At 49.6% G+C, this 26,435-nt stretch carries 17 protein-coding genes and 1 tRNA gene; 3 read left to right on the top strand and 15 right to left on the bottom strand.

The window, feature by feature from the left end; all coding sequences use genetic code 11:
• Window positions 1-15: 15 nt before the first annotated feature.
• From T488_RS19530 to T488_RS0105055, 11 genes are all read right to left on the bottom strand, one after another.
• The gene (locus tag T488_RS19530; RefSeq protein WP_155267161.1) at window positions 16-492 is read right to left on the bottom strand and encodes a hypothetical protein; all 477 of its coding nucleotides are present in this window, start codon (window positions 490-492) and stop codon (window positions 16-18) included.
• Window positions 493-547: 55 nt separating this feature from the next.
• Window positions 548-1,975: an ABC transporter substrate-binding protein gene (locus tag T488_RS0105105; protein WP_196243271.1), complete on the bottom strand. Its 1,428-nt coding sequence runs from the start codon at window positions 1,973-1,975 to the stop codon at window positions 548-550.
• Window positions 1,976-2,466: 491 nt separating this feature from the next.
• Window positions 2,467-2,542, bottom strand: a tRNA-Ala gene (locus T488_RS0105100).
• Between the two features lie 58 nt (window positions 2,543-2,600).
• Window positions 2,601-3,737, bottom strand: coding sequence for a glycoside hydrolase family 10 protein (locus T488_RS17005; protein ID WP_051536299.1), 1,137 nt, complete (start codon window positions 3,735-3,737; stop codon window positions 2,601-2,603).
• Window positions 3,738-3,797: 60 nt separating this feature from the next.
• Entirely contained in the window at window positions 3,798-4,262 is a 465-nt protein-coding gene (locus tag T488_RS0105090) for a GNAT family N-acetyltransferase (RefSeq protein ID WP_028519871.1), read from the bottom strand.
• 197 nt (window positions 4,263-4,459) lie between these two features.
• A complete protein-coding gene (rpoC, locus tag T488_RS0105085; protein WP_028519870.1) occupies window positions 4,460-8,182 on the bottom strand; it encodes a DNA-directed RNA polymerase subunit beta' in 3,723 nt (1,240 codons plus the stop codon).
• A 79-nt stretch (window positions 8,183-8,261) separates the two neighbouring features.
• Entirely contained in the window at window positions 8,262-12,182 is a 3,921-nt protein-coding gene (rpoB, locus tag T488_RS0105080) for a DNA-directed RNA polymerase subunit beta (RefSeq protein WP_028519869.1), read from the bottom strand.
• Window positions 12,183-12,543: 361 nt separating this feature from the next.
• On the bottom strand, window positions 12,544-13,596 hold the full coding sequence (locus T488_RS0105070) for a TraB/GumN family protein (RefSeq protein WP_028519867.1): 1,053 nt from the start codon (window positions 13,594-13,596) through the stop codon (window positions 12,544-12,546).
• Between the two features lie 11 nt (window positions 13,597-13,607).
• Window positions 13,608-14,282, bottom strand: a complete 675-nt coding sequence (locus T488_RS0105065) for a FadR/GntR family transcriptional regulator (protein ID WP_037297150.1) — start codon at window positions 14,280-14,282, stop codon at window positions 13,608-13,610.
• A gap of 130 nt (window positions 14,283-14,412) precedes the next feature.
• Window positions 14,413-15,372 carry a PPK2 family polyphosphate kinase gene (locus tag T488_RS17000; protein WP_037297147.1) on the bottom strand — a complete coding sequence of 320 codons (960 nt, stop codon included), beginning with the start codon at window positions 15,370-15,372 and terminating at the stop codon, window positions 14,413-14,415.
• A 39-nt stretch (window positions 15,373-15,411) separates the two neighbouring features.
• Entirely contained in the window at window positions 15,412-16,389 is a 978-nt protein-coding gene (locus T488_RS0105055; RefSeq protein WP_028519865.1) for a DUF4003 family protein, read from the bottom strand.
• A 401-nt stretch (window positions 16,390-16,790) separates the two neighbouring features.
• On the opposite strand from T488_RS0105055, the gene T488_RS0105050 reads away from it, so the two are divergent.
• From T488_RS0105050 to T488_RS16995, 3 genes are all read left to right on the top strand, one after another.
• Complete coding sequence (locus T488_RS0105050; protein ID WP_028519864.1) at window positions 16,791-17,549, top strand: nucleoside phosphorylase; 759 nt, start codon at window positions 16,791-16,793, stop codon at window positions 17,547-17,549.
• Window positions 17,550-17,595: 46 nt separating this feature from the next.
• The gene (locus T488_RS0105045; RefSeq protein ID WP_028519863.1) at window positions 17,596-18,417 is read left to right on the top strand and encodes a TrmH family RNA methyltransferase; all 822 of its coding nucleotides are present in this window, start codon (window positions 17,596-17,598) and stop codon (window positions 18,415-18,417) included.
• Between the two features lie 131 nt (window positions 18,418-18,548).
• The gene (locus T488_RS16995) at window positions 18,549-21,293 is read left to right on the top strand and encodes a DUF6055 domain-containing protein (protein WP_051536297.1); all 2,745 of its coding nucleotides are present in this window, start codon (window positions 18,549-18,551) and stop codon (window positions 21,291-21,293) included.
• Between the two features lie 42 nt (window positions 21,294-21,335).
• On the opposite strand, the gene T488_RS0105035 is transcribed toward T488_RS16995, so the two are convergent.
• From T488_RS0105035 to T488_RS0105015, 4 genes are all read right to left on the bottom strand, one after another.
• Window positions 21,336-23,075, bottom strand: coding sequence for a sensor histidine kinase (locus tag T488_RS0105035; RefSeq protein WP_028519862.1), 1,740 nt, complete (start codon window positions 23,073-23,075; stop codon window positions 21,336-21,338).
• 5 nt (window positions 23,076-23,080) lie between these two features.
• Window positions 23,081-23,755 carry a response regulator transcription factor gene (locus tag T488_RS0105030; RefSeq protein WP_028519861.1) on the bottom strand — a complete coding sequence of 225 codons (675 nt, stop codon included), beginning with the start codon at window positions 23,753-23,755 and terminating at the stop codon, window positions 23,081-23,083.
• A gap of 888 nt (window positions 23,756-24,643) precedes the next feature.
• Window positions 24,644-25,561 carry a SufB/SufD family protein gene (locus T488_RS0105020; RefSeq protein WP_431767943.1) on the bottom strand — a complete coding sequence of 306 codons (918 nt, stop codon included), beginning with the start codon at window positions 25,559-25,561 and terminating at the stop codon, window positions 24,644-24,646.
• 21 nt (window positions 25,562-25,582) lie between these two features.
• Complete coding sequence (locus tag T488_RS0105015) at window positions 25,583-26,311, bottom strand: ABC transporter ATP-binding protein (protein ID WP_028519859.1); 729 nt, start codon at window positions 26,309-26,311, stop codon at window positions 25,583-25,585.
• Between the last annotated feature and the right edge of the window lie 124 nt (window positions 26,312-26,435).

The raw sequence follows: 26,435 nt of genomic DNA, 5'->3' as shown, positions 1-26,435 counted from the left end.
CTATTTGTGATTAATTTAGTTAATATTTGGGCATCCTGATGCTTCATTACCATAAAGATCAGCTTTCCATGAACCGTATGCACCTGTGCCTTCTGGAGTAATTTTTATTACTGCATATTTATATTGATTTTCTTTTACATAATTTCTTACAAAATATGATGTGCGAGGCTCAAAGTAAAGATCGGTTGTGGTTAAAGTCTCCCAATACTGTGAGCATTTATTAACTGAAAACTGTGTATATGCTCGTCCATCATTGTTTCCATAGATACTTATGTAAGCACCATATGAATTATAATATGAATTATTAAAAACCCATATAGATGAATCAGTATTTTTCTTTAAACAACGAGAAGTACCATAACTGTTTCCAGCGTTCCAACAATCGTCACTACCAGGCGTAATATATGCTGATGAAGAAATACTGCCAATAAGAGATGCACTTATAAGTCCTGCTGATAATAAAGTAGTTAGTAGATGTATTGTTTTTTTCATTTTCTTACTCCTTAATTTACTTTTTGAGGGCATAAAAATAAACAAATATGGCATATCAAATTTTCTCATTTAAAAGAAGCTCAACTCTGTTTTGTATGTTTTCGGCAACTTCCTTTGAAGTCTTTTCGCCTGCAAAAAAAGCAAATATCTCGTCATTTATTATTTCGTAGATATCTCTTTCCGTACCAATATTTACCTTCTTTATAGTCGGTATAAAGTCAGCAAGCTTTTGATATTCGGATTTGGTAAGATAAATGTCAGAAATCTCCTGACCTGTGAATTCGTCTATATCTTTCTCGTCTTCATGACTATACTGATCTCTGCCCATATCTTCAAAAGCTTTTTTATTTATCGGAAGTGCAAATTCACTATTATTCCCCAACATACCACTAAATTCATTGCCATACTGGCATTCATAGGATACCAGCATACGGATAAACTCCCATGCGCCTTTTTGCTTTTCAGGAGAAGAAGTTGCGCTGACAGCCACCTGATCATTCATGATGTTAAAGAATGAACCACATCCATCATCAGAAGGATATCCGACAAAAGTGATCTCTTCAGCAGGATACCTCCAGAACATCTGATGATACTGCATGAACCCGGATATAATAAATTCACTGACAAACTCCTCACTTGTGCCATTTATTTCCTGTTTGAATCCTGTGAGATCCTCAAAAGAATTCAAAAAATCAAGTATATTTATGAACTCATCTGAATCAAAATGACATTCAGCCTTATCATAGTCTATGAAACTGCTTATATTACCCCTAAGGAGTGCATAATAAACATAGTCCTTTGTTGTGTGTCCGTTAATGGTCGAGCCTTCAGGCATTTTCTCCCAGCGCTCTTTCATTTCCTCAAAGGTCCAGTTTTTCTCGTTACCAACATACTTTGATGGTCCGGCAAGAGTATCAATAGTAAAGCTTATAGGCATATACCTTAATTCGTCATTTATCTCACAGGCTTGCAGTACTTCGTCAAAAAGCTCACTGCGGTCTAAGTTCTCATCGTCATCGATGAATGGATTAAGGTCAGCAAAAGCGCCCTTTTCAGTGAAAGCATGGAATTTTCCGGGATCAGTGAAAATGTTAGGTATTATGTCAAGCTCTCCGCCCTTCATAATGTCCAGGGTCAGATCAAGATTATAATTATCCCAGTCTGTATTTTCCGAGATATTTTCCATATTCAGTCCCTCAGCATAATCTTTTAAAACTATCTTATAGCCGTTATCAGCATCATTGAATTCCTGCACAAGGTCTCTTGTATCGAAATAGAATGGATGATCTATCATTATAGGCATAGTAAGGATTATATCCTCATTTGAGCTTTTAATATCATTTTTTTCTGAAGTATCGGAAGTATTTGTTCCTGATGCAATTGTTTGGGAGACTGAATTTTTCAATCCACTTTTAGTCTGACTGTTACTGCATGAAAATAACGAAAAAACTGTTATTACACATAAAGCTAAAGTTTTTCTCATTATGATCCTCCTCATAATATATTATACTTTTGCAGAAAATAAAAAAGGTGCATTTTAGCCAATGAAAAATACACCTTTTCATATTATCCATAAAAAAATAACATTGATAGTTGTGTTGTAATTGGTAAAATAGAATACTAAGACTAGGCGGTGTAAACATTAAGCAAGTATCGGGGCGATTAGGTCACGCCGATCTCAGAGTTACTAATCAATATCTGCATTGTCTTGCTGAAGCTGACGAAGCAGCCGCCAATGTATTACAGAATATGCTCATTTCCAAAAAAGACAGCTCAGAGCAGGCAGAACCGAAAAACATACAGAAAACAGGATAAAAAAATAGCGGAGTACCTTGATTAAAAGGTCTCCGCTTTTCATTTTCTTTAACTTCTTTTTACCGTAGTAATGACAGAATAATGACACTTTGCTATTCAGTTAAAATAAATAAGCGTTCCCTCATATAGAAGAAACGCCTATTTATAGCTATATTTGCTTGGTGGAGCATAGGGGATTCGAACCCCTGACCCCCACACTGCCAGTGTGATGCGCTCCCAGCTGCGCTAATGCCCCGAACAGTAAGTATTATACCATATCGGGAGCAGCTTGTCAAGAGAAAGTGAAATATTACTCAATAATAAAGTGCATAGCCGTCGGCGGAGGACTCTTTCACAGCGGCTATCTGCTTTGAAATGATGTCGGGATCGTTGATCCATTCCAGCTCCGCAGCCTTTCCTGCCCACTTATCCTCTCTTCCCAGCTTATACGGAGCCAGACCTATCACAAGAGACACCCCGCTGTCACGTGCAAGGTCCTCCCACTGCTGAAGCACTGTAAGGAAGGGACTGTTCTCGTTATTGAAGCCGAAATATATCTGGGGAACTATATAATCACAGAATCCCTGCTCCCCTGCCCAGCGCCTTACGTCGGCAAACTGGCTGTCGTAGTCCGCGGAGATATTTGCCTGTGGACTTATGCCGAAGAGCAGCCTTTCATCCCGGCTCTTCACGGTATCATAAAGGGCTTTCACAAAGCTGCTGACGTTATCCATTCGCCACTGTGCAAGGTCGGACTCTCCGCTTTCTGCAAAGGCTTCGCTGTCGAAGTCCGTATCCGCGGTTGGATAGAAATAGTCATCTATATGGAGCCCGTCCACCTTATATCCGTCCAGTATCTCCGCGGCGGTTTCTGTCAGGAGCTGACGGGTCTCGGGATAGGCGGGGTCCAGATACCAGCGGCCGTTCACATTCTTCACGAAGGGCTCACCAGCGGCTATCCACTTCTTTATAATATAGTCCTCGGGCAGCGCCCTCATCTGCTCATCGGTCTGGAGTCTCAGGGGATTTATCCAGGCATGAACGGATATATCACGTTTATGCGCCTCATCCACCACTATCGCCAGGGGGTCATAGCTGCCGTCGAGAAACTCTCCTTTTGGAAAAATAACCGACCTGTAATATGCGTCCCCCATGGGATGGGCGTGAAAATAGACCGTATTCACGCCTTCTGCGGCGGCGTCCTCCAGTATCTCAACTACCTCCTTCCGGAACTGCTCCTCGCTGCGGCTCTGCATATAGTCGGGAAACCTCACATATGGCAGCCACATTCCCACCTGATTTTTGTAGTTCAGGGGAACGTATCTCTCCTGAGTATTTTCCGCAGTAGTCGCGCAGGGCTGTGAAGTTTCCGAAGACTGCTGCGGCAGCTCCGCAGAACAGCCCCCAAAAACAAAAGCAGCCGCAAGTGCAGCTGCAATGATCTTTCTCATACATCTCACCTCACTGCATTATATGCAGCAGCGGGACAGGATATGCCGAGTTATATAAGGCTATTTTTCGTAGAATACAAGGGTCATTCTTTCATTTATGACCTGAGTGTCCCCTGTTCTGCGGTAGCCCATTTTCTCATAGAGGCGGCAGTTGCCCTCCTCCTGCAAAATGGTGTCAAGAGACCAGTTTTCCGTACCGTGGAGCTTCTCCACTGCCCTTATGGCAGCCTTTGCGAAGCCTTTACCGCGGTGCTCCTTCATGATGAATATGGGAGAGATACGCTTGGGACTGCCGTCCTTCATATCTACCACCCTTACAGCACCCACAGCTGTATCTCCGTCCATTATAAAATAGTAGTAAGTGAAGGGCTGCTCCAGCCGCTCCATGACTCTGCTCATGGGCTCATTAGCGGGACTTATATCGTAGTCCCGATACTTTTCGAGAAGGTCGGAGAATGCCTCCACCTGCATTTCCCAGAGTTTTTCACATTCTTTTTTATCTATAAGTCTGAGTATATTTTTCATAATTAAGTTTATAGTTGAGAGTTTAGAGTTGAAAGATGTGGTGTCGCCGAAGGCGACATTATTTAAATAACGTGAGCGAACACATTAACTCTCAACTTTCAACTCTTAACTTAAATACAATGCCCCTGAGCGCTTGATACGTTCAGGGGCAAAACTTCTATACAGGTATCTTTCTTACCCTCAGGAGCTTTTCAGCGTTATATCTGATTTGCCATAGGAGCTGCTGTGTTGTGTTCGCCGTAGCCCTCGTTCTTAACGACCTCGACGTTTCTGTAGCACTCCATACCTGTACCTGCGGGTATGAGCTTACCGATGATAACGTTCTCCTTAAGACCAAGGAGGCTGTCCTGCTTACCGCTGATAGCGGCGTCTGTAAGAGCCTTTGTGGTCTCCTGGAATGAAGCGGCTGACATAAAGCTGTCCGAATTGGATGAAGCCTTTGTGATACCCTGGAGCACGGGGCTGATCTGAACCAGCTGTACATCGTACTCGCCTGCATCGATACGCTTCTGGAGCCCCTCATTGATCTCGTCGATCTTCTTGCTGTCAACAAGAGTACCGGGAAGGAGATAGCTGCTGCCCGATTCCTCGACCTTGACCTTTCTGAGCATCTGACGAACGATTACCTCGATGTGCTTATCGTTGATGTCAACACCCTGTAAACGGTAAACCTTCTGAACTTCATTGATGATGTAGTTCTGAACAGCCTGAGTACCGAGGATATTGAGTATATCAGCGGGATAGACGTTACCTTCTGTGAGACGGGTTCCCTTTTCGATCTGCTCGTTCTCCTGAACTCTGATCTTGAGGTTATAGGGGATCATGTAGTTCTCAGCCTCGCCTGTCTCGTCGTTGGTAACGATGATATTTCTTGTGGTCTTTACTTCCTCAATGTGGATCTTACCCGAGATCCTTGAAAGGATAGCTGCGCCCTTGGGACGTCTGCTCTCGAAAAGTTCCTCAACACGGGGAAGACCCTGTGTGATGTCTTCTGCGTCGGCAGAAGCAACACCGCCGGTATGGAAGGTTCTCATGGTAAGCTGTGTACCGGGCTCACCGATGGACTGTGCAGCGATTACGCCGACAGCTTCACCCACGGAAACGATATTGTTGAATGCCAGGTTTGCACCGTAGCACTTAGCGCATACGCCTGTTCTTGACTTACAGGTGAGGACGGAGCGTATCTTGATCCTCTCAACGCCTGCGTCGAGGATCTTCTTTGCGTCTGCGTCATTGATGAGCTTATTGCGTGAAACGATGAGCTCGCCCGACTCGTCGCGGAGGTCCTCAGCGAGGAATCTGCCCACGAGACGCTCGTCGAAGGGCTCAACCACTTCGTTGCCGTTCTTGATCTCGAATACCTCGATACCCTCTGTTGTTCCGCAGTCGTCCTCACGGATGATAACGTCCTGAGAAACGTCAACGAGACGACGGGTAAGGTAACCCGAGTCAGCGGTACGGAGAGCAGTATCGGCAAGTCCCTTTCTCGCACCACGGGATGCGATGAAGTACTCCAGGATGTTAAGACCTTCACGGTAGTTAGCTCTGATCGGGATCTCGATAACGGTACCTGAGGTATTGGCGATAAGTCCACGCATACCTGCAAGCTGTCTGATCTGTGAGATAGAACCACGGGCACCGGAGTCAGCCATCATCCAGATAGGATTGTATCTGTCGAAGTTCTCCTTCAGCTTCTTGGTAACCTCATCAGTGGTATCTGTCCAGAGAGCGATGATCTTCTTGGTCTTTTCCTGCTCGGAGATGTAGCCGTACTCATACTCCGCAGTGATCTGAGCAACTTCCTCGTCAGCGTGAGCCAGTATCTCCTTCTTCTGAGGAGGTATTGTAGCGTCGCAGACTGCAACGGTAAGAGCTGCTCTTGTTGAATATTTGTATCCGAGAGCCTTGATACGGTCAAGAACTTCGGAGGTAGTAGTTGTGCCGTGGATCTTTATGCAGCGCTCGATGATGTCGGAGAGCTGCTTCTTGCCGACCAGGAATGCGACCTCAAGGTCGAACTGCTTGTCGGAGTTTGTTCTGTCAACATAGCCCAGGTTCTGGGGGATATTCTCGTTGAAGATGAGTCTTCCCACAGTAGCGTCGATGATCTTTGAGACCTTCTTGTCGCCGATGTCCTTGGTGATCTTTACCTTGATATTGGCGTGGAGGGATACATCGTGCTCGTTGTAAGCCATGAGAGCCTCGTTGACGTCGCGGAATACCTTGCCCTCGCCGGGTTCGCCGGGCTTATCCATTGTCAGATAGTAAGAACCGAGTACCATATCCTGTGAAGGAACAGCAACAGGCTTACCGTCAGAAGGCTTCAGCAGGTTGTTGGCAGCCAGCATGAGGAATCTTGCCTCAGCCTGAGCCTCTGCTGAAAGAGGAAGGTGTACAGCCATCTGGTCACCGTCGAAGTCAGCGTTGAACGCAGAGCATACCAGGGGGTGGAGCTTGATAGCACGACCCTCGACCAGAATAGGCTCGAATGCCTGGATACCCAGACGGTGGAGCGTAGGAGCACGGTTCAGCATAACGGGGTGATCCTTGATAACGTCCTCGAGAGCGTCCCAGACCTTATTGTCGGCACGGTCGATGAGCTTTCTTGCGCTCTTGATATTGGCGATGGCCTTCTTGTCAACAAGTCTCTTGAGTACGAAGGGCTTGAACAGCTCCAGAGCCATCTCCTTAGGAAGACCGCACTGGTACATCTTCAGCTCAGGTCCTACGACGATAACCGAACGTCCGGAGTAGTCAACACGCTTACCGAGAAGGTTCTGACGGAAACGTCCCTGCTTACCCTTGAGCATATCGGAAAGTGACTTGAGGGCACGGTTGCTGGGACCTGTAACAGGTCTGCCGTGTCTGCCGTTGTCTATGAGAGCGTCAACAGCTTCCTGAAGCATACGCTTCTCGTTTCTCACGATGATGTCGGGAGCGTCAAGCTCAAGCATTCTCTTGAGACGATTGTTTCTGTTGATAACTCTTCTGTAGAGATCGTTAAGATCGGAAGTTGCGTAACGTCCGCCGTCCAGCATGATCATAGGACGGATGTCGGGGGGAATTACGGGAACAACGCTGAGTATCATCCACTCGGGCTTATTTCCCGAGAGGCGGAATGCCTCGATGATCTGGAGTCTCTTGAGGAGCTTTACCTTCTTCTGACCGCTGGGAAGTCCCACCAGCTCAGCCTTCAGGTCGTCAGCAACGATCTCAAGGTTGTTTCTCCAGTCGATGTCCTCCAGCTCTCTGAACTTCTGGCACTCCTCGCACTCGCACTCTGTGGGCTTGTTGAAGCACTCGATCTTCTTGCCGCCGAGGGATACCTTGCCCATTTCGATGAGTCTCTGCTTGTGGGTATCGTATCTTGCGGGATCGTACTCGTTAAGGAGTTTTCTGATAGCCTCAGCGCCCATCTCAGCCTTGAAGTCGTCGCCGTACTTTTCAAGGTATGACAGGTACTCCTTCTCGGAGAGGAGCTGCTTCTTGAGGAGCTCAGTGTTGCCGGGGTCTGTTACGATATATTTTGTGAAGTAGAGGACCTCTTCCAGTCTCTTCTGGGATACCTCAAGCACCTGACCTATTCTGGAAGGTGTGCCCTTGAAGTACCAGATATGGGAAACGGGAGCAGCCAGCTCGATGTGGCCCATTCTCTCTCTTCTTACTCTTGCTCTTGTGACCTCAACTCCGCAGCGGTCACATATCTTGCCCTTGAAGCGTATCTTCTTGAACTTTCCGCAGTGACACTCCCAGTCCTTTGTAGGTCCGAAGATCCTTTCACAGAAAAGGCCGTCGCGCTCGGGCTTCTGAGTTCTGTAATTTATAGTCTCGGGTCTTTCAACTGCGCCGTGAGACCAGCTTCTGATCTGCTCAGGCGAAGCAAGACCGATCTTTATTGATTCAAAAGTTGTAAATTCCATGCTACCTCCTGCAAATTTACATTTGAAGCGATGTACAGCCCCGCGGGGCTGTACGCCGCGGATTCATATTTCCGAATTATTAGTCCTCGTCGGAGGGATCGTCTATATCGAAGCTGTCGAAGAGATCTCCGTCCTCATCATCGTCGCCGAATCCGAAGTCGTCTTCGTCCTCGCCCTCATCGAAGCTGAACTCCTCTTCCTTATCTACGCTGTCGAAGTCATCGTCGGCGTCTTCGCCTTCCGTACCGAAGCCGCTGTCGCCCAGATCGCTGTCTGAGTAGCTTGTGCTGTCGTCGGTATCCTCATCGTTGAAGGACTCGCGTGAAGGAATAGGATCCTCATCATCGAAGCTCTGAGTGAGGTCGATCTCCTCCTGATTTGCGTCGAGAACCTTAACGTCGAGACAGAGTGACTGCATCTCCTTGATGAGTACCTTGAAGGACTCGGGGATACCAGGAGTAGGAACGTTCTGTCCCTTGACGATAGCCTCATATGTGTTTACACGTCCGATGGTATCGTCTGACTTGACGGTCAGGATCTCCTGGAGAGTATAAGCTGCACCGTAAGCCTCGAGAGCCCAAACTTCCATCTCTCCGAAACGCTGTCCGCCGAACTGAGCCTTACCGCCCAGAGGCTGCTGAGTAACGAGAGCGTAGGGACCAACTGAACGTGCGTGGATCTTATCGTCAACGAGGTGGTGGAGCTTGAGGTAGTACATATAGCCCACCGTTACGCGGTTATCAAACTTTTCACCTGTACGTCCGTCATAGAGAGTGAACTTACAATCCTCTGTGAATTCGAGGGCATTGGGGTTGATGACCTTATCCATAGCCTTGAGCTCGAACATATCGTCCTTATGCTCCTGAGCGTGTTCGTTGGCCATCTTGAAGCACTCACGGATATCTCCTTCGTGTGCGCCGTCGAATACAGGGGTCATTATATGCCAGCCAAGTGCCTTACAAGCCATACCGAGGTGGACCTCAAGCACCTGTCCGATATTCATTCGTGAAGGAACGCCCAGGGGGTTCAGCACGATGTCGAGAGGAGTACCGTCGGGAAGGAACGGCATATCCTCCTCGGGAAGGATACGTGAAACGACACCCTTGTTACCGTGACGGCCTGCCATCTTATCGCCGACTGTGATCTTACGCTTCTGAGCGATGTAGCAGACAACGCGCATATTTACGCCTGCCGAGAGCTCGTCGCAGTTCTCGCGTGTGAACACCTTGACGTCAACGATGACGCCTGACTCACCGTGAGGTACCTTGAGTGAGTTGTCGCGGACTTCTCTTGCCTTCTCACCGAAGATAGCGCGGAGGAGTCTTTCCTCAGCGGTAAGCTCTGTCTCACCCTTGGGTGTTACCTTACCAACGAGGATATCGCCGGAATTTACCTCTGAACCTATGCGGATGATACCGTTCTCATCGAGGTTTGCGAGAGCGTCGTCACCCACATTGGGGATATCTCTTGTGATTTCCTCGGGTCCCAGCTTTGTATCGCGGCACTCGATCTCGTATTCTTCTATATGAACTGATGTGAATACATCTTCTCTTACAAGGCGCTCGTTAAGAAGAACGGCGTCCTCGTAGTTGTAACCCTCCCATGTCATGAAGCCGATGAGAGCGTTCTTACCGAGGGAGATCTCTCCGTCGGCAGTTGCGGGACCGTCAGCGAGGACCTGTCCCTTCTTGACCTCCTCGCCTGCTGAGACGATAGGTCTCTGGTTTACGCAGGTACCCTGGTTGGAGCGCTTGAACTTGATAAGCTCATACTTGTGCTCGATACCGTCAGTATCAACGAGGGTGATCCTGTCAGCGTCAACATAGGTGATCTTTCCGTCATAGTCGGAAACAATGCACACGCCCGAGTCAACGGCAGCCTTGTACTCCATACCTGTACCGACGAAGGGTCTCTCGGTCTTGAGGAGCGGAACAGCCTGTCTCTGCATGTTTGATCCCATGAGGGCACGGTTAGCGTCATCGTTTTCCAGGAAGGGGATCATTGATGTAGCTACTGAAACGACCATCTTAGGAGATACGTCCATGTAGTCTACCTTTTCGCGCTCGCACTCGAGGATCTGGTCGCGGTGACGTGCGTTTACACGGGGTCTTGCCAGCTTTCCGTCCTCTGTGAGGGGCTCGTTGGCCTGAGCAACAACGAAGTTATCCTCCATATCGGCAGTCATGTAAACTACCTCGCCTGTAACGACGCCTGTAGCCTTGTCTACCTTTCTGTAGGGAGCCTCGATGAAGCCGTACTCATTGATCCTTGCGAAAGTAGCCAGATAGGAGATAAGTCCGATATTAGGACCTTCAGGTGTCTCGATAGGACACATTCTTCCGTAGTGGCTGTAGTGAACGTCACGGACCTCAAATCCTGCACGGTCTCTTGAAAGACCTCCGGGACCGAGGGCTGAAAGACGTCTCTTATGAGTAAGCTCGGCAAGGGGGTTGTTCTGGTCCATGAACTGTGACAGAGGCGAAGAACAGAAGAACTCCTTCATAGCCGAAGAAATAGGTCTTATGTTGATAAGAGTCTGGGGAGTAAGGGTATTCACGTCCTGAGTCTGGAGGTTCATTCTCTCACGGATACCGCGCTCCATTCTTGTGTAACCGATGCGGAACTGGTTCTGAAGGAGCTCGCCCACGCTGCGGATACGTCTGTTGCCCAGATGGTCGATGTCGTCAACAGTACCTACGCCCTCACAGAGGTTGAGGAAGTAGCTGATGGAAGCCCTGATGTCATCAAGAGTGATGTACTTGGGTGACAGTTCGTCAGCCTTCTTCTTGACAGTCTCCTCAAGCTCGTCAGCGTCTGCTGCGTTGTCGAGAATGTCCTTGAGCACGTTGAATGAGACCTTCTCGTTGATGCCGTACTTCTCGGCGTCGAAGTCAACGTAGCCCTTGATGTCGACCATACCGTTACCGATGACCTTGACGGTCTTCTCTACCATGCGGATATTGGTCTCACCGCGCTCGTCGGTGTAGTACTCCTTTGCCTCGACGGTTACGAATGCACTGTAAACGCCTGCCTGCTCGATCTCGCAAGCCTTGTCGTAGGTGAGTGTCTCGCCTGCATCAGCAAGGATCTCACCTGTCATTTCGTTGATGATAGGCTGAGCAAGAGTTCTTCCTGCAAGACGGGAAGCTATACCCAGCTTCTTGTTATACTTATAGCGTCCGAAGCGGCACAGGTCATATCTCTTAGCCTCAAAGAAGAGGTTGTTGAGGTGGCTGACAGCGCTCTCCACCGTGGGAGGCTCGCCGGGACGGAGCTTCTTGTAAACGTCGATGAGGGCGTCGGAGCGGTTCTTGGTCTGATCCTTCTGGAGGATAGTCTGTCTGAGTCGCTCGTCGTCGCCGTAGATCTCCATGATCTCCTCATCTGTACCCTCTTCGCCGAGAGCTCTGATGAAGGTGGTCAGCGGGATCTTTCTGTTTTTATCTATACGGACGTAAACAACGTCGTTTGAATCCTGCTCATATTCCAGCCACGCACCGCGGTTAGGGATAATCTGTGAGCTGAAAAGGTCTTTACCCGTCTTATCCTTGGTGAAGGAGTAGTAAACACCGGGGGAACGGACGAGCTGTGATACGATAACACGCTCGGCACCGTTTATAACGAAGGTACCGCTGTCGGTCATGAGGGGGAAGTCACCCATATAGATCTCGCTCTCGCTGACAGCACCTGTCTCCTTGTTGGCAAGGGTGGCTGTAGCTCTCATAGCGACCTGATAGGTAGCTCCTCTGGATTTACATTCTGCAAGAGAATACTTGGGAGTATCGTCGAATCTGTAGTCCTTGAAGTTGAGGACGAGATTGCCGTTGTAATCGGTGATGGCGGTCATCTCGCGGAATACCTCGCGGAGACCTTCCTCCTTGAACCACTTATACGAGTTCTTCTGCACCTCGATAAGGTTCGGCATCTCCAGAGGCTCGGTAATCTTACCGAAGCTCATTCTGACATTCTTTCCCAGCTGCTTAGGTGTAACATTCACCATAGGCGGAACCTCCTTGTATTTTATTGCTGTCCTCCCTGCACACACAGTCTCGGGATAGACAGAACTGTTTGATGTTATCGTATCATCTGAAAAAATTTTTGCAGAAACTATTGACAAGCCTGTGCAATGTATGCTATAATATCTTGCAAAATAGCGATACTATTCCATATTGATACATTATAACATTATAATACAGATTTTGTCCCATGTCAAGGTACTTGGGAAAGATTTATCAAAAGCGCCTGTTTTTGAAAAAAATGGGTGCTTTTTTTGTTCATTTTTGTATTTCATGTGTATAACACAAAAATGCCGCGTGAGACTCTGCCAAAAAATCTCCGCGGCATTTTTCATAAACATATTTTCACGCTACACGCTCGACTGTATAGCCCTTTTCCTCAAGAAGGTCATCAACACCCTTTTCACCTGCAAAATGGGAAGCTCCCACCATAAGGAAGTATTTCTTGCCCTCCTTCAGATACTCATCAGCCTTCTCAGCCATGCCTTCGTTGCGGTCATAGAGCATGACCTCAAGATACGCCGCATAGTCGTCCTCAAGCTCCTCGGGTATGTCATTCTGAACGTCCGACTCGTCAAGGGCGTCTATATCTCCCGACGCCCACAGGTCATACTGCTTAGCGAAGCCCTGAGTGTATTCGGAAACGTCCTCACAGCCGTCGATAAGCTCATTTATTATATAGTCCACAAGCTCGTCGGAGGCGGATGTCATGGCTGCCGTCTGTATATCCAGTGATTCCACGTTGACTATCTCCTTACCGTCTCTCTGAGCCAGCGACAGGAACATGGAGTCGATACCCTGCTCGTTCAGGTTCTTCATCTTCATCATTGCGGCGGTCTCTATCTCCACCTCCCAGAAGCCCACGCAGTAAACGTCCATCATCTGGTTATAGAACATATTATCGGTCATGAATCGCTTAGCCTTTTCGTAGGTCTCCTCGGAGAGGTGATCCTTTACGGTGGTGCCGTCGGTGTAGATGAGCTTCGCGTAGAAGTCCTGCATCTGCTCAAAGTCGCTCATCATACTGCTGACGTCATATTCAACAGCGATACCGTCGCACTCCTCATAGGCGTTCATTATATAGTCGGGAAGCGGATAGGTATACCCCGTCACCATGTGCATGGTGCCCATCATATATATGGAGTTCCCCGTCTTCTCGTCGGTGACTTTCCACATAGCGGGAGTGGTCTCCTTCACGGTGACATAGTCGTTAAGGTCATTGTGCAGGTCAGAGGTGACCTCGGTGCTCTCCTCTGTTGCGGCAGCCGTCGGCTCACTTCCCTCGGTCATGCTTTCGGAAGCTGCGTCCGGGCCGCTGCTTTTCTTCCCAGTGCAGGAAAAGGCGCATAATGCGCATAATGCCGCCAGAAAAGCGGCGGCAGTACGTTTAGTTTTCATAAGGGCTCCTCTCACTTTTCAAAGCTCTTGTCGATAAGGTCGTAATGGGCGTCGATAGCCTTGAAGCAGAAGTCCACATCACCCGTGATTATGCCCTGGACCATTTTCTCGTGTGCGTCCTGGAGCTTCACTCTCACATCGTGGTCTGCCGTCATGAGGAAATCGTCTATCCAGCGCATATACACCTCGGATACAGCCTCCATGAAAGTTATCCAGAAGCTGTTGTCGGTGGCATATATCAGGGCGTAATGGAAGTCCCTGTCGGCGATAGTGCGTTCCTCTGTGCCCTCTGACTCCTTGAGCCTGTTGAGGGCTGCGACTATCTTAAGCTTGTTTTCGGGAGTACAGCCTCTTGCGATAAGATAGCTGCACACGGTCTTTTCCATGCTTCTTCTGAAGGAGCATATCTCCTCCTTGGAAGTCCTGTTCATAAGGAGCATAATGTCCATTGCCTTGGCGATGGACTCTGATATATTGTCGGTCAGGTAATTTCCCGAGCCCTGTTTTCCGTTGACAATGCCCAGTATCTCAAGGCCTCTCAGTGCCTCGCGCACCGTATTTCTGCTTATTCCCAGCTTTTCGGAGATACTGCGCTCTGTAGGGAGCTTGTCGCCAACCTGAAGCATCCCGCTCCTTATAAGGTCAAGTATATAATCTATCGTCTTGCGGTATTCACTGTTCCCCATAATATCCTCCTGCAAATCATTTATATAAAAATTATATCATAACTTTTTCTGCAAGTCAATGAACAAACGGTGAAAACCCTGTGTATTCCTTGCAGAAAGCCCCTGCCGTTGTAACAGCAGGGGCAAGTCTTTATTTCTTGCTCTTTTTCTTGGCTTTTTTCTTTGTGTCGTCAGACTTCTTTTCAGGCTTCTTTTCGTCCTTTGCGTTCTCATACTCCGCCATAGCCTCTGTCAGCACCTTCCTGCACTCGGGGAGCTTCTCCTTCTCGTCGTCGGGAAGCTCGGGATACTCGGGCTTGCAGGCATTTAGAGCGTCAAGGAGTATCTCCGTCACCAGGTATCTTGTATACCATCTCTGGTCGCCGGGAAGGACATACCAGGGGCTGTGCTTTGTTGAGGTCTTGTTTATAACATCGTTGAAGCATTTGAGGTAGGCGTCATACTTGTCCCTTACCTTCAGGTCGTCCGCACGGAACTTCCAGTTCTTCTCGGGGAGCTCTATGCGCTCAAGGAGTTGTCCCGTCTGCTCTTCCTTGGAAACATGGAGGAATATCTTCACCATGCGGTAGCTGTTCTCATAGAGGTACTCCTCGAAGTTATTGACCTGGTCATAGCGCTTCTGGAAGAACTTCTTCTTTGTATCCTCAAGGACTCTCTCCGACATATGATAGCCCTTCCAGATATCCTCAGCCTGAACGGTGACAAGGTCCTCGTAGTGGCTTCGGTTGAACACAGCTATCTCACCTCTGCGGGGAACGTTCTGATGTATCCTCCACAGGTAGTCGTGAGCCAGCTCCTCCGATGTGGGCGCCTTATAATAGTGTACCTTAACGCCCTGCGGGTTCACGCCGCTGAAAACGTACTTGATAGTGGAGTCCTTGCCGGAGGCGTCAAGAGCCTGTATGACTACGATAAGTCCCTCTCTTGCGTCCGCATAGAACTTATCCTGAAGTGCGATGAGCTCCTGCTTGTTCTCCTCGTACTTTTTTATTATCTCCTCCTTGTCCACACCGTCAGCCTTGCTGTTGGTGGGGAGCTTTCTGATATCCACCTTTTTCCCCTCGGGAATGATGTATTTGTCAGCCTTCATTTGGATATTACCTCCGTTCATATTATAGATATTCGAGTATTATTCGGGTACTACAGGTGCTACTGTCATCATACTGTAGACCATAACGGAATACAGAGCAGTCTGACTCGCCGCCAGAAGTGCAGCTCTCTCAGAAGCTCCTATGACGCTTTCGTCGCTGGCATAGGCTGTGGTGAGGAGCATGAATGCATGGCTCACGGGCTCGCCGCTGCCGAATTCGGATAAGTCCCAGACCGCCTTATGCTGTGTCAGGAAGGTCTCAACGTCATTTATGTCGCCTGTTATCTCTGCGTTGTCATAGCCTGTTATGGACAGAGCCGCCAGCATAGCCAGCTCGTAGTGCTTGCCGTACTTCTTTCCCTTTTTCAGCATAGCGTCATATAGCTCGCTGAACTTGGCGCACTTGTCCACGGGAGCTCCCTTCGCCATGGCAAGAACATGGGATACCGTCTGTATGCTGTTGTTGTCGGCACTGTGCTTCAGCAGCTTGTAGCTCGCCTCCATGTCGGCGATGAGCTCGTCATCGGACTTCTCGGAAAAAGCCAGCATCACCGCAAAGGCAACGTCCTCCTTGGTGGTGAGGATACGGTGCTCCTTTTTCATGCGATCATATATATGCCTGCCGCGCTTTATGAGCTCCTCAGACCTGTCCTCGGAGACCAGTCTTGCAAGGAGTATGGACAGCAGTGCAAGATGCTCGGAATTGGTGAAGTATTTCCTGAGCTGCTCATAGCAGGTCATATAGCGCTCCATTTCGCCCCGGGGGTCGTCGCTGACCGACAGCCATGAGGCTATGAGCGGACGGACCGTGCTCCGGAAGCTGGAGAGCATTTTCGGATTATCCTTGATGATGTTCATGCTGTTCTTGAATTTACCCAGGTCGAACTCCGCATCCGCCGCGCAGAAAACGTTGGCGCAGACGGGATAGAGTATATCCCTTTCCAGAGGGTAGAGGTCGGTAAAAAGCCCCAGATTGAGCAGGTATTTGTCGCACAGGGTCTCAAGAAGCTCCTTCATGACGCACCTCCTATTCGTTTTATGTAAGGGTATGCGGGGCTGTGTCGGGAGCCTGTCCCCATGGCGCAGGCTCCCGGCAGCAAGCCCGATTGAAAATGTCGCTGTATTCTGTCTTTTGTCATTGCTCCTCGTCAGTTATTATTACCATTATAACACATATAATTTCCGATTTCAATCAATTTTTTGTGAAATTATTGTTTTTTTCGCACAAATAGTTTATAATAATAGCATTAATCACCGTATAGCGCCATAAAAGTTGAGAACCGAATCGAGTTCAAAGTTGAAAGTGAAAAGTTGAGAGGCAATTCATTATTAATAGCCGCTGCTTAAATAACTCTCAGCTTTAAACTCTGAACTCTCAACTCAGAAATCGGCGTTACGGCATAAGAAAGGATATTGATATGATAAAGCATGAATTTCCAATACTGGACCATGATTCCAAGACAAATGAGCTTTTTAAGCCGAGGATATACACAGAGCTGCCCGAAAAGGCGGTATTCGGGCTGCTGGGCGACTGCACAGACCAATACGCAAGGGACTTCGGCGGCAGAGTCGCTGCGGTCTTCCCCACCATCACCAAGGACTACCCCATTTACATAATAAACCACAACGGCGAGGAGATATGCCTGTTTCAGGCACCTATGGGAGCTCCTGCGGCTGTGCAGAATTTAGAGATTCTTCTGAACTGCGGCGTGAAGCACATAATCTCCGCAGGCTCCTGCGGTGTGCTCCGCGAAATGCCCGAAAACCGCTTCATGGTGCCTGTGAGGGCGCTCCGTGACGAGGGCTGCTCCTATCACTATCTTCCCCCCTCACGGTTCGTGGAGCTGGATATGCCCATGACGGAGCATATCTGCCGCTGTCTCGGGGAAATGGCTGTCCCCTATGAGAGGTGCACCACCTGGACCACCGACGCCTTTTTCCGCGAGACTCCCGACATGGTGGAATACCGCCGCAATGAGGGCTGCACCACCGTGGATATGGAGTGCTCAGCCCTTGCCGCCTGTGCAAAGCTCCGCGGCGCTGACTTCGGTATGCTGTTCTTCACAGCCGATACCCTTGCGGATATGAAAAACTATGACAGGCGGGACTTCGGAGAGGCGTCCCGCGCCCCTGCTCTCAGCCTCTGTCTTGACATCATCACAAGAAAGATGAGTTGAAAGCTGTGATCTCAGCCGACGATATAAATTCAAGAAAGGAAAAGATATGTACGAAATAATTGAGATAAACGACCTTTCGGCGGAGGAGCTCCGCCCCTATACCGATACCTCGGAGAAGTCTCTCCTTCACTGGAAGGGCACTCCCGACGGCATCTTCATCGCCGAGAGCCCCAAGGTCATAAAAACTGCCTTAGAGTCGGGATATACCCCGATTTCTCTCCTCATGGAGCGTAAATATATAAGTAAACAGACGGAATTGCTCCAAAGCTGCGGAGATATTCCTGTATTTACCGCCGACCAGCAGCTCCTCACCGAGCTGACAGGCTACAAACTCACACAGGGCGCCCTTTGTGCTATGCGCCGCAGACCCGTACCCGCCGCGGAGGAGGCTCTCCGCCATGCAGAGCGCATAGCAGTTCTGGAGGACATCACCAACCAGACCAACATCGGCGCCATTTTCCGCTCCGCAGCTGCCCTCGGTTTTGACGCTGTGGCTCTCACCCCCTCATGCAGCGACCCGCTTTTCCGCCGCTCAGTCCGTGTAAGCATGGGAACTGTATTCCAGCTCCCGTGGACATATCTGCCCTCAGGCTCCCCCGACTATGTTGACTATCTCAGGGAGCTTGGCTTCGTTACCGCTGCCATGGCACTCAGGAAGGACACCGTCAGCATACGCAACCCAAGGCTGACCTCTGCTCACAAGCTGGCTGTCATTCTCGGCACCGAAGGCGACGGCCTCAAAGACTCCACCATAGACGCCTGCGACCATACAATAAAAATACCCATGGCTCACGGTGTGGACTCTCTCAATGTGGCTGCTGCAAGCGCAGTTGCCTTCTGGCAATTGACCAAATACTGCGAAAATTAACAATTCCGAAAAAATTTCAAAACAAATTATCCAAAAAAACTTGAAATCTTTGGAAATATATGTTATAATCATGGTGACAATATACCGAGCGGAGAATTCACGTCAGTTTTTACAAAGAAGGAGGAATCCATATGCTTTTCAAACGGATGCTGGCAGCCGCCGCAGCCTGTGCATTGGCGTTCACTGCTCTCAGAATGCCAAGCTACACTGCATCAGCAGAGGACGAAGAATACCTTTGCCGTGATTACAGTGATTTCACAGGCGAACGTCACTACATTGATGATTACAACACAGCAACATCAGAACACTTCCAGATCATCTGGGGTCACGACGACCAGACAGGTCTGGTAAACGAAGACTTCATTCAGCTCAATCTCGACGCACTCGAAGAATACAGAACACTCTACACCACAGAACTTGGCATGAAAGACTCATCGGAATCCATTTTCGAGCCCGATGGACAGAAGTACAAGACAAACGTATATCTGACAAAAACAGGTCTCCCCGATTTTGAGGAAGGCTGGGCGTATATGAACTACGAGCCCCTCACAGGCTTCGCCTTCATCTACATCGACCCGGGTGCCATGGTACAGCTTGACGGTACAAACCCCGGATCTCTCGCCCACGAGTACGGTCACGTCCTCACCTACCACCAGAGCGCATGGAACGATAACGAAAATGTCGGTCCCTGGTGGGAGACCGTCGCAAACTGGTTCAAGGAGCAGTATTTCAGTACCCTCGAAACTCCTACCACCCACTTCTTCCTGCCCTACCTCAGGAATATGAACCTGACTATCCCTCACGGCAGGAACTACTATGAGTCCTGGATATTCCTCCAGTACCTCACCGAGAATCCCGACGGCTTCGACGGCTTCGGACAGGACTTCATGGCACGCGTTCAGAGCGAAGCAGAACCCAATGAGTACCCCTTCGACACTATCCAGCGTCTCTCCGGCTGCGATATGAAGCAGGTCATCGGAAGCTTCGCAAAAAGAATGGCTACTCTCGATTTCCAGCACAAGAATCTTTACAACGAGAACCTTGAGACTGCTCTCAGCGATCCCTTCGCCTGGCAGCTCATCTATACACAGCCCATGCGCTCTCCCGACCACTACGGCTACTACATGGTGCCTGCCGAAAAGGCTCCCATGCAGACGGGACTGAATGTTATCCCCCTCAATATCGAGGGCAGCTCTGTAACAGTTTCCCTCAACGGTATTTCCGACGCAGAGGGGGCTGACTGGCGCGCCTGTATCGTTGCCGAGGGCGCCGACGGAGTTACCAAATACACTCCCCTCTTCGGTCAGGAGACCATGACTATGTACCTTGACGGCACAGAGACTGCTCTCTATCTCACAGTTGCCGCAACTCCCGATAGGATAATCCCCAACAACGCCTACCTCAGAGCTGAGCAGGGCGAGGGTTATTCCTATACCTCCGCCGACTATAAGCAGCGCTATCCCTATGAGTTTTCAGTATGGGGAGCTTCTCCCATGGAGCGCAGCATCACCGAGAACGTTGAGGGTCATGCTCATTCCTACGGCGGCGGCTTCGTAGCCGATACCGCTTACGTCGAGGACAGCGTTTACGTCGGCAAGGAAGCTATGGTACTGGGTAATTCTCAGGTAACAGGCCACGCTGTCATAAGCGGCAGAGCTGTTGTCAACAACGCCACAGTCTCCGACAGCGCAAGGATCACGGACAGTGCCTGCGTTTACGGCTTCTGGTGGGCTTCTCCCACAGTCAGCGGCAACGCCAAGGTCGGCGAAAGAGCCGTTGTCACAGCAGGAGCATCAGTTTCGGGAAATGCCCGTATCATGGGAAATGCCTACCTGCTCGACAATTACAGTGTCACCGATGATGCCACTGTCAAGGGCACAGCTTACTGCTACGGCGACGGCGTGGCTTCGGGACAGGCGATACTGGACGGCGAATTCTACAACGACTGCTCCGTATCACAGGGCGTAGACTTCGGCTGGGAGGAGTCAGACAGCTTCATCAGCGAGCTTCCCTACACAGACGGTCTCTTCGCAGGCTATGAGTTCGCTCAGGACAGCGGAGTCTTCGCATATGACACCTACGGTGCCACAAACGGCATCATGCGCGGCGCTCCCGTCTGGGAGGAGGAATGTGCCAGCGGCGAGGGAGTCGTTACCTTCAACGGCACAGACCAGTATATCCTCTGCGACAGGACTCTCGCCGACTATAAGGATATGGAGATATCCACCGCAGTGCTCTGGCGCGGCGGCGAAAACGAGCAGAAGGTATTTGAGTTCGGAGGCGACTCCGTTATGAGCTTCACTCCCTCAAACTACGAGGGCAAGGCTCAGTTCACCATAGGCGCCACAAGCGTGACCGCAGACGCTCCCCTTGCTGTGGGAGAATGGTCGGTGATAAGAGTGCTGATCCGCGGCAACAATGCCAAGCTCTTCATAAACGGCAGACTGGCAGGCGAGGACGTTATCTATACCCTCCCCGAGGACACTATAGGACTCAACAGCCACTATTATATCGCAAGAGGAAACAGCGGCGATTTCTTCAACGGCTCTATGGACTTCTTCCGCGTTTACTTCAAGGAGAACGGCGATCCGCCTTACTACTACACAAAGAGCGAGATCGAGCTTGATGAGGCAGATATTCTCTACGGTGACGCAAACTGCGACGGCAAGGTAGATATTGAGGACTTCGAGCTGGTAGTAAGCTATGTGGTAATGCCCTCGGAATACGGCGTAAACGGCAGTGCCGAGGTACATATGACCTATCAGGGTATGCTCAACGCCGACGTCTATGACAGAGGAAACGGCATAACCACCAACGATGCTATCTCGATCCGCAGATTTATCACAGGCAAGATAAGCGCACTCCCCGAGTGCTGATACAAAAACAAGGCTGCAAGGAATTTTCCTTGCAGCCTTTTATTATCTGAATATTATCTCTGCCGTAAACCGCTTGTCCTTGCAGCTCACCTTCAGTCCGAAGCCGTTGCGCTCCGCAGCCGCGGAAGCTATGGCAAGTCCGAGACCGCTGCTGCTCTTGTCGCTGCGAGCCTTGTCCCCCTTGACAAATGGCATGGTGAGGTCTTTCGTGTCCACGTCCTCCGCCACATCGTTCACTACCGTCAGCCGCTTTTTGTCGGCTGTTATTTTTATTGTGCCGTCGTCGCGGGTGTACTTCACCGCGTTGGAGATAAGGTTCTCCGCTGCGGAGGTGAGAGTATCCTCGTCGGCAGCTGCCTCGCCGCCGCCCGTTACGGTAAGCTCTATGCCCCGCTCCTCCAGAGCCGCTTTGTATTTATCTGCCAGCTTCTCCGCAAGAGCCTTTATATCAACTTTCACTTTGTTCAGTTCCTTTGCCTGCTCGGTCTCGCTGAGACGGAGAGTCTTGGCGATGATACTGTCCGTATACGCCACGTTGTCCATAATGGAGGCAAGGTAGCGGAGCTCCTTCTCGCCGCCGTTCTCTTTGCGCATCTCAATGAGGTTCTCGGCATAGCCGCCTATGACCGCAAGAGGCGTTTTCAGGTCGTGGGCAAGATTGTTGGTCAGCGCGCGCTGGTAGTCCTCAAAGTCGTACTGAGCCTTGTTCTTCACGTTTCTGCGCCAGCATATGAGAAAGGCTATGAGGGTCAGCAGCAGGAAAAAGCATATCACGAAGCCAAAGTACATTTTCAGTACGGGCTTTGTCCAGACGTCTACCTTAAAATCGGTGAAAAGAGTGCATCTTTCGCCGTCGAACAGAACATCTGTATGGTTTATGGATTCATTTATCACAAGGTCGTAATCGCTTACATAGTTATAGCCTGCGCCTTCGGGCATGAAGTGCTCTGCAACAGCTTTATCCACCTTTTCCTTCTCAACGCCCCAGATGTTCTCAAATGTACACATCGGGTAAACGTATTTATCGGAATTCTCACTCTTGTCAGCAGTAAATTCCACGAACTCATAGCCGTCAAGGTCAAGATCTCCCACATCTATCGTAATATCCTCTGTGCCTATGACGTTGAATTCCACAATACTTCCGTCAAATGCCTCATCCCATTCTTCTGTCCTTATCCTGACGCCGCAGGGTATCATCTTGTGCCTCTCCAGATCTACATAAGCGCTTGTTATATCATAGCCGTAATCGTATCTGTCAGAATAGCGCTTCTCCAGCTTATCATTGACAAGCTGTGTAAAATCGGGGATATTTACCTCATTCGGGTCACAGGACAGCCATTTGTTATGGGAAGGGTCATCATCTGTCTTGTAAACGCAGAACATTTTTACCGCATTTGAGCATATAACATTTCCCTCAGAGTCTATAACAGCACTGACTGCCAGACCGTTTTTATCGCTCAATGAGGAATTATGCGGTATAAACGGCAGTGTCAGCTCGGGATAAAGGGTATCATAGTTAGTTCCGAGAGCCATCTGCATGGACACAGCATTCCGGATATTCCCGAATTTTCCCGCTTTATCACCGAACTGCGCCGACTGCGCAAGCTTTGCGATAAGAGCATTCTGCTGCTTCTGTGCCTGCTCACAGGAAAGAAAGGGTATGAAATAATTGAGCAGTGCCGCAAACATCAGCGTCAATATCACAGGCAGTATCATCGTCTTTGCGAACATTTTCAAGAAGGTAGTCCGCTTGGGTTTGTGCCTGAATAGCTTGTTTTTCATTTTGCTCACTCCTTTGTCAGCTTATACCCCCGTCCCACAAGTGTCTTTATCTGGCTGCCTGCGCTGCCGAGGGCTTTTCTCAGCTTTTTTATATGATTGTCCACCACTCTGTCGCTGCCGAAATAATCATAGCCCCAGACCCTGTCCAGCAGGGTATCGCGGCTCACCGCCCAGTTCTCATGCTCCAGCAGATAGCGGAGTATGGCGAATTCCTTGGGCGGCAGCTCCACCTCATTCCCGCAGGCAAAGCAGCGGAGTGTCCTTGTGTCAAGACTGATACCGCCGCAGGTCAGCAGCTTTTTCTCCTCCGCGCCCCCTGCCCTGCGCACCAGTGCCTCGCACTTGCTGTAAAGCACCGACAGCAGGAAGGGCTTGACGATATAATCGTCGCAGCCAAGGTCGTAGCCGCTGAGGATATCCTCCTCCCTGCCCCTTGCAGTGATGAAAATGACGGGGATATCGCTCCTCATGCGGAGCTGCCTGCACAGGGTAAAGCCGTCCGTATTCGGCAGCATTATATCCAGCAGCACAAGCTGAAAGTCCTCTGTGCCGCCGCGGATAAGGTCGAAGGCTTCGCCGCCGTCATTGACGGAGGTCACCGCAGTTCCCTTTGTCTCAAAATAATTGCGTATCATCTCGCATATCTCGGTATCGTCTTCTATAAGCAGTATTTTTTCCATAAGCCGCGCGCTCCTTACTTCATATCTGTATTATAAAGCTGTGATGTGTCCTTTTTATATCCTTTTGCAGTCTTTTCCGTGACCTTTTCACATACATTATATATGCTGCTGACCATATTGTCAAATCGGGCGGCAGCTTTCGCAGGATAAAGAGCAATAAACGACTAAAAAGGTGTGTTTATCGGCAATTTTTGTCTTGTAATCGGCATGGGATTATTATATAATAAGGTCAGAAAGCAATGAGGCAGTCTGCTTTCCCATGAATGTTACAGGACATTTTTCACTCCGCAGACAGCCGAAGCGGCGCATATACGGAGCCGCTCAGCACACAGGCTCCGCAGCTACGTCCGCAGCTATACACTGCTTTCTTCTTAAAACTCGCTTGACCCCCACCTCTCTGAATAATAGATAAGAAAGGCCCCCTTATGACCGAGGGGTCTTTCTTATTTCAGCACTTTGTTGATCGGGCAACTAAGATAAATCATAATTTTGCGGAGCAAAATTATGATTTGAGCCGTTAGCTAATGTAGGGGACGCCGCCCTCGACGTCCCACATGATTGGTATTGTAGGGGCGGCGTTCCGCCGCCCGTCAGGGGACGCCTTCTCTTACAAGGCGTCCCCTCTCCAAAAACAGTCCACCGGACTGTTTTTGGATTCACCCCTTGCGAGGCGCCTGACGTAATAAGGGGCTCTGCCCCTTGAACCCTGCCAGAGGCGCCGCCTCTGGACTCCGCCAAAGGAACACAGTCCCTTTGGAATCCCTTACAGGCGTTCAGCAAAGTTATTACGCTAAATTCCGATTCAGCTTTGTGACACACAGTGACAAAACTAAACTGACTAAGCACTGACAACTAAAAATCCCCGAAGCTTATGCTTCGGGGGTTTTATCATTTAAGAAATCCGTTGATTATCTGTTCCTCGGCTTCTGCCTCGGTAAGACCAAGTGTCATGAGCTTTATGAGCTGCTCGCCTGCTATCTTGCCGATGGCTGCCTCGTGAACCAATGCTGCGTCGATGTTGTTTGCCTCCAATGAAGGGACCGCAAGGATACGTCCGTTGTCCATGATGATGGAGTCGCACTCCGTATGACCGCTGCAGGCTGCGCTTCCCACAACGCAGAGGTCAAGCTTCTGATAGGAATCATCACGGGCTACCGAACGGGAAACTACATCCGCGCTGGAGCCGTCGCCGTTGAGGTCCACCTTGTATATGCTGTAAGCCTGCTGCTGACCGTGGGTCATGAGCCTTTCGTGTACCACCAGCTTCGCGTCAGCCTTCAGGTCGGCGATAGTTGTTCTCTTTGTGGAGTCAACGCCCTTTATCTGCACCATTTCCATTTCCATGACGCTGCCCTCGTCCATATGGACCTCGGTAACAGGATTGAGGATACGCTTTCCGCTTCCGTCCCCTGAGCCGTAATGCTTCTCGACGTAGCGAACTCTTGAATTCTTGCCTATATAGAAACGGTGGATACCGTCATGCTCGGAGTCCTGAGAGCCACAGTTGTCGATACCGCAGCCTGCAACGATGAGCACATCGCAGTCCTCACCGATGTAGAAGTCATTGTAGACGTCCTCCTTGAGTCCGCTCTGGCTGAGAACTACGGGGATATGCACACTTTCGTTCTTTGTGCCAGCCTTTATGCGTATATCTATGCCGCTGACATCTGTCTTTGACTGTATATCGATGTTTGCGGTGGTGTTCCTGCCTATGGATTCGCCGTTTGCGCGGAGGTTATAGGCTCCCTCGGGTATATTGTGGAGGTCGGCTACCTCCTTGAAAAGTCTTTCCTGAACTGCGTCCATCTGAACCATGATGCCGCCTCCTTACGCCATTTTGTGGCAGATATTAACTGCGCTTTCCGTGCCTGTGATCTCGGGGAGTATCTCTTCCTTGCTGCCCTTTTTGGCTATCTTACCGTCGGCGATGACGATGATCTCATCGGCGATATTGAGGATACGCTCCTGATGAGAAATGACCACGATGGATCTGCCCTTGCACTCGCTGCGCATTTTCTCGAATATGCGGATAAGATTATTGAAGCTCCACAGGTCTATACCTGCCTCTGGCTCGTCAAAGAGAGCAAGCTTTACGTTTCTTGCCAGGACTGTAGCTATCTCGATACGCTTCAGCTCTCCGCCGGAGAGGGAGGCGTTTATCTCACGGTCAATGTAGTCCTTGGCGCAGAGTCCTACCTCAGAGAGGTATTCACAGGCTTCCGACACAGACAGGTTCTTTCCTGCGGCTATCCTGAGAAGGTCCACAACAGTCATGCCCTTGAAGCGGACAGGCTGCTGAAAGGCAAAGCCGATACCCATTTTAGCACGCTCGGTGATGTTCTTGTCGGTGATGTCCTCGCCGTCGAGAATGAGGCTTCCTGCGGTATTCTTCTCGATACCCGCAATGAGCTTGGCGAGAGTGGACTTTCCTCCGCCGTTGGGTCCTGTTATGACAATGAATTTATCGTCCTCAACAGTGAGGCTTATATCGCGGATTATCTCGACATTCCTGCCGTCGCTCTCCGCACTGAATGATATATTTTTTAATTCAAGCATTATTGATCCCCTTTCGTGTGATCCTGAGCTTTCAGACATTGTTATTACATTATCAATTATAACACGTTGTCCTTATAAAATCAACCTATAGCACTGTTTGTTGCATTCAAGAAACTTATATAGC

Origin of the sequence: Ruminococcus flavefaciens ND2009 (assembly GCF_000621785.1) — a bacterium.
Classification (GTDB): Bacteria; Bacillota; Clostridia; order Oscillospirales; family Ruminococcaceae; genus Ruminococcus; species Ruminococcus flavefaciens_C.
This window is presented reverse-complemented; position numbering and strand designations above follow the sequence as displayed.